This window comes from Stenotrophomonas sp. CFBP 13718 (assembly GCF_014842145.1).
Lineage (GTDB): Bacteria > Pseudomonadota > Gammaproteobacteria > Xanthomonadales > Xanthomonadaceae > Stenotrophomonas.
Genome location: NZ_JACYVC010000019.1, coordinates 1 through 4,429, shown reverse-complemented (window position 1 = coordinate 4,429; position 4,429 = coordinate 1). Strand labels below are relative to the sequence as shown.

Below are 4,429 nucleotides of genomic sequence, written 5' to 3'. Positions count from 1 at the left end.
AGTCCTACCTGGGTGACGCGGCCCTGCGCATCCCGCATGTAGTCGGCCACTGCGCCACCGGGATAAATGACAGACGCCAGTCGGCGTGCCTTGGTGTAGGTGCACTGCAGGGTCGTCGCTCCGTGGGTCACCTGACCGCAGCGGTCGTGGCAGTAGTTAATCATTCCATCAGAGATCGCCGACGCTCTTGGATTTGCTCAACCGACCTCCACCCGCAAACATCGTGCCGCTCCACGTAGCGAGCCCGACGGGACTATCCGCAAACCACCAGAAGAGCATTCCCATTCAGAACCTGCTCAAATGCATGCAACTCTGGAGCCATAACCATTACGTATATGGGCCCCGCCTCATCACCACGCTCGTAAGCGAACAAAAATTTGTCTTTTCCATCGCTTCTTTCCTTACCGAGTAATTTGAATCCATCCGCTGCGGTTATACCTTTCTTGACAGCTCCATGTGAGAACCTTGGGTGCCCACCTATCTGAATTTCGGCCGCTGAATCATTCACTTTGATGTTGCCCAAATCAAAGTCCGGCCCAGGCTCTTGAGGCTGAAACGAGACACCCGGCGGAAGTGCCGCACAGACGTTGAATCTTTCGCTTAAAACGGCTACCTCCTGTTCAGCCTGGCAGGCAGGAACCAAGACCATCGCAGCGGAAAACAAGAACTTAGTTGCAACCGCAGCCATGTCGAATCACCTCGTTTCCAGCCGTCAAGAAATCTTAAATGCCGGGCCCATAGTCTCCGAGGCCTAAGAGGTGGCCCGCCTCGTGCGCGAATGCAGCATCCCCCCACTGACCAAGCAGATACCAATTGCGGGCAAGCTGCGCGACGTATTGCTCGCGCAGGCGGGGTCGAGTAGGAACATGGCAAGCAAAATCTGGGGACCACCATCGAGCTTCATGGCGAAGCTCCACACTCGCAATCGCGATTCGTTGCATCGACTACATTCCTCCGGTGCACCTCAGTCGCTCCCACAGATATTCAGCCACAATAGTGCGATGCCAACCGGGGTGGGGAGGGGTACTTCCTGGCTCGAGCTAGCAGCATGCTCGCATAATCACTGGAGAGACATGGTTATCCGAATATTGGCTCGTACCAAAACATCCCCTTTTTCCTCAGCCACGGAAACCTTCCATCATCAAAAACCGAGAGCTGCGCCATGTCGATGCCGTAACGAGTAAAAATTGAAATCAGCTCAGACAGGTCATTATCCCCAAGGGTCGTTGCCACGCTCAAGTATATTGAATCGCCTTCCCCTCTAATTTTTTCGACGGCAGGAACGGAGCCAAGCCAAGAGAACAGGTTTTCTTCATCGCGAGGCGAGAAGTAAGTCAAACTATAAATCTCCAATACAACGAAGCCAGGCCCTGTCATCTCTCCCTCCCGCCGGGATACTTGTTCTTATAGCCGCCACCATTAAGCTAAATGCCTCAATGCTCAACACCGTGAGCTGCTTCGCCCTGGCCAGTTGGAACCCACACGTTCGATTTACCTTCTTCGCGCCCCGAACCGCAGCTCCATACGCCCTTCGCTGCTGCAAACGCTACCAACTACTTGAGAATTGTCACGCCGACGCATGCCGCCCGCATTGAGCCTTCGAGGGTGAGGCTTTTGAACGCAGCACCCCATACATTCTAATCACTCGCAACCCCGAATACCTCCGAGTACCAAAAAGCACTTGGATCCCTGAAGCTCTTTGATATTCCAGGAACATCTAAACGTTTGAGCTCAGGCAGGGGAATTTGATACCGAAGAAAAAGTGAGACGAATTCGAGGCGTCGTCAAATGTAATCTCATCCCTATCAACAACGGCGTATATAGCTCTGCCCTGACCAAAGACATCGGATACCGATCCAATACCTTTCAGCCACGCGAAGAAATACAGCTCATCCTGAGCAGAATAGAACTTGACGCCAGCCATCTCTATTTCTAAAGGCTCCTGGCCACTCATCGTCTTTTGCCTCCTGGATAAAGATTTTCGTAATCTCTACCATTTTTACCCTGCACGTCCCAGTGCGGACCTCCGTGCGCTGAACCGCCCTGCCCACTAGGGACCCATACGTTACCATCCGCGTCGAGCCATCCGTTACCGCGCCCTTTGGGCGACTGCCGCCATTTCGGCCCACCCTTCGGCGGACAGTAGCCTTCCGCATCGCCAGGCAAACCCGGAGCCTTCGCGCCATGCCTATCATATGCATCACTGGGCGGCTTGACATTATTTAAAATTGTTGCGGCAACTGGAATGGCCGGAAAATTGATTGCTCCCAGCTGCCACGTCGTGTTGACGACGTCCCCGAGCGTGACGGTCGACAGCGCCCCTGTGGAGTCTCCGACAGGGTATCCATCAACCGTATATTCGGGGCTCCGCCCTGGCATGTACCCAGGGGGATTGACGTTGCGAATTGAGCGCATTTGCAGTCCATCCGGATCCGCCGCTAGCAGAGGCCCACCGGCAACATACCCGTATGTGCTAAGCCCGCCCAATAATCCAATCGGATCACTCTGCACATACCGCCCCACCCCCGCATCATAATCCCGCTGGTAGTTGTAGTTCAGCCCGCTCTCCGGCGTAGCCTGCTGCCCCGGGAACCGCAGCGCAAACCCAAACGCGACGCCATCCCCATCCGGATCCTCATTCGCCGCATCCGCGCCGAACGCCTCACCCGCCAGATTCCACTCCCACACAGGCACGTTACGCGTCGCGTCGATGATCACCCGTGGTGTGCCCAGGTGATCCGGCTGCACGTAGCCCAGCGCCGGCACACCCGCGCTGGATTCACTGAACACCGCAATCGGATAGTTCTCCAGCCACACCACCTGTTGCAGTGGCACCCCGCTTGCGCTGTATTCGCCCAGCCACTGGCCTGATTCGTCATACAGCGTCGTGGTGGTTTTGCCGCCCGCCTGCCGCAGCACGCGCTCGCCCCGGTGGTTATAGCGGTAAATTCACAACGACGTGGCGCCCTGCTTGACCTGTCCCAGTCGGCCAGCGCTGTTGTAGGCGTAGGTCAGACCATTCATTACGGCGCATAGCCCACCTGATTGACCAGAACCTGTCGCGCCAGGGTTCCACGCTTCAGTCCTACCTGCGTGACGCGGCCCTGCGCATCTCGCATGTAGTCGGCCACTGCGCCACCGGGATAAACGACAGACGCCAGTCGGCGTGCCTTGGTGTAGGTGCACTGCAGGGTCGTCGCGACGTTGTTGATCGTCTGGATCTTACGGGTCACCTGACCGAAGCGGTCGTGGCAATACTGGGTAGATCCACCGGGGTGAACCACGCGCCCAACTCGACCGATGGCGAAGCGCTCTGTCGTTGCGCATGCCGCCGGTGCGACGTCGTACTGCACCGCCACGTCTTGAATGGGGTCGGGATAGGCGATGGACGTAATGCGGTTCAATGCATCGTAGCCATAGGTCGCAGTGACGCCACGCGCATCGGTACGCTTCGCCATGCTACCTGCGGCATCTCGGGTCATTGTGGTGCTCCCCGTGTCCGGGCTGGAAAGGACCAGCAGGTCACCGAAGCGGTTGTAAACGAAATAGTCTTAAGCAGCCGGTCACACCCCACCAGAACTGTAGAAAAAAAACGCTGCAAACAGCGGGAACTGCGCGATGATTAGAATAATCAGGATGACCTTATTAATGAACCTGGAAAACCAGAAAACCAAGCAGTTAAGAAAAATAATCCCAAGAGGTAGGCCTATCCAAAAGGCGGAGCGACTGGTTAGCATGCCGCTGATGAGGCCCGCTTCAGACCCACGCTTGTAGGCGCCGATTCCGTAGGAAAGTGCCACGTACCAGAGAAAGATGGGCAACGTCAATGCCACTCTGCGCCTGGTGAAAAAATCCTTCATTACGGCACCCCGGCATCATTTATAGTTGACGACGCCCTCATGCCCAAATACTGGAATATGAGCGGCCCTGCCAGCTGATTCATTACAGGCATCGCCCCCACGCCCGAACCAACTACTTGGGCACCAATCACGCCTCGCCTTTCAGTTACTGATATATTCACGGAACCTCCAAAAACATGACCCGGCAAAGTAGCATTGGTAATGGTCATGCTGCATTGATCCACAGTTTGCCGGATTGGATTATCACCCTCCAGTCGTAGATCCCTTGTCCCTGCGAGGGCAGGAGGCGCACCGGGCGCTGAGAATTTCTTCACGGCTTCAAATGCTTGCGCCTTAGTGCACCCTCCCGAGCAGAGCGGAGTCCAAACTTCGTAGTGGTGAGACCCTACTGTGGGCGGAACCGCGCCTGATAGCTTGTAGATGTACTCGAGATCACGTGATCTGAGGCCGAACGGGTCCAACAGGCTGAGCGGATCAGCGCTTGCATAGAGGTATGGGTTGATTCCACCCGCCAACCCAATTGGATCACTCTGCACATACCGCCCCACCCCCGCATCATAATCCCGCTG

At 56.1% G+C, this 4,429-nt stretch carries 6 protein-coding genes and 1 pseudogene; all 7 read right to left on the bottom strand.

All coding sequences use genetic code 11. The annotated features are described in order from the left end of the window. Positions 1 to 253 precede the first annotated feature (253 nt). Positions 254 to 688 (bottom strand): hypothetical protein, encoded by a 435-nt coding sequence (locus tag IFT58_RS18580; protein WP_192096543.1) that lies wholly within the window; start codon positions 686 to 688, stop codon positions 254 to 256. Positions 689 to 1,077: 389 nt separating this feature from the next. Further along, positions 1,078 to 1,377, bottom strand: a complete 300-nt coding sequence (locus IFT58_RS18575) for a hypothetical protein (RefSeq protein ID WP_192096541.1) — start codon at positions 1,375 to 1,377, stop codon at positions 1,078 to 1,080. Positions 1,378 to 1,717: 340 nt separating this feature from the next. Next, positions 1,718 to 1,954, bottom strand: a complete 237-nt coding sequence (locus tag IFT58_RS18570; RefSeq protein ID WP_192096539.1) for a hypothetical protein — start codon at positions 1,952 to 1,954, stop codon at positions 1,718 to 1,720. After that, positions 1,951 to 2,415, bottom strand: a complete 465-nt coding sequence (locus IFT58_RS18565; RefSeq protein WP_192096544.1) for a polymorphic toxin type 37 domain-containing protein — start codon at positions 2,413 to 2,415, stop codon at positions 1,951 to 1,953. The genes IFT58_RS18570 and IFT58_RS18565 overlap by 4 nt, the downstream gene beginning before the upstream one ends. Positions 2,416 to 2,445: 30 nt before the next feature. Next, positions 2,446 to 3,545, bottom strand: a pseudogene (locus IFT58_RS18560) (RHS repeat-associated core domain-containing protein); the annotation flags it as partial. 18 nt (positions 3,546 to 3,563) lie between these two features. Continuing rightward, positions 3,564 to 3,860 carry a hypothetical protein gene (locus IFT58_RS18555; protein WP_192096537.1) on the bottom strand — a complete coding sequence of 99 codons (297 nt, stop codon included), beginning with the start codon at positions 3,858 to 3,860 and terminating at the stop codon, positions 3,564 to 3,566. Then, positions 3,860 to 4,429 (bottom strand): RHS repeat-associated core domain-containing protein (locus IFT58_RS18550; RefSeq protein ID WP_192096535.1); only part of this gene is annotated, 570 nt, incomplete at its 5' end. The genes IFT58_RS18555 and IFT58_RS18550, both read right to left, overlap by 1 nt.

What these genes read in the sequence shown, in the direction of transcription:
- IFT58_RS18580 (WP_192096543.1), bottom strand. Translation starts at nt 688, where the DNA reads ATGGCTGCGGTTGCAACTAAGTTCTTGTTTTCCGCTGCGATGGTCTTG.
- IFT58_RS18575 (WP_192096541.1), bottom strand. Translation starts at nt 1,377, where the DNA reads ATGACAGGGCCTGGCTTCGTTGTATTGGAGATTTATAGTTTGACTTAC.
- IFT58_RS18570 (WP_192096539.1), bottom strand. Translation starts at nt 1,954, where the DNA reads ATGAGTGGCCAGGAGCCTTTAGAAATAGAGATGGCTGGCGTCAAGTTC.
- IFT58_RS18565 (WP_192096544.1), bottom strand. Translation starts at nt 2,415, where the DNA reads ATGCGCTCAATTCGCAACGTCAATCCCCCTGGGTACATGCCAGGGCGG.
- IFT58_RS18555 (WP_192096537.1), bottom strand. Translation starts at nt 3,860, where the DNA reads ATGAAGGATTTTTTCACCAGGCGCAGAGTGGCATTGACGTTGCCCATC.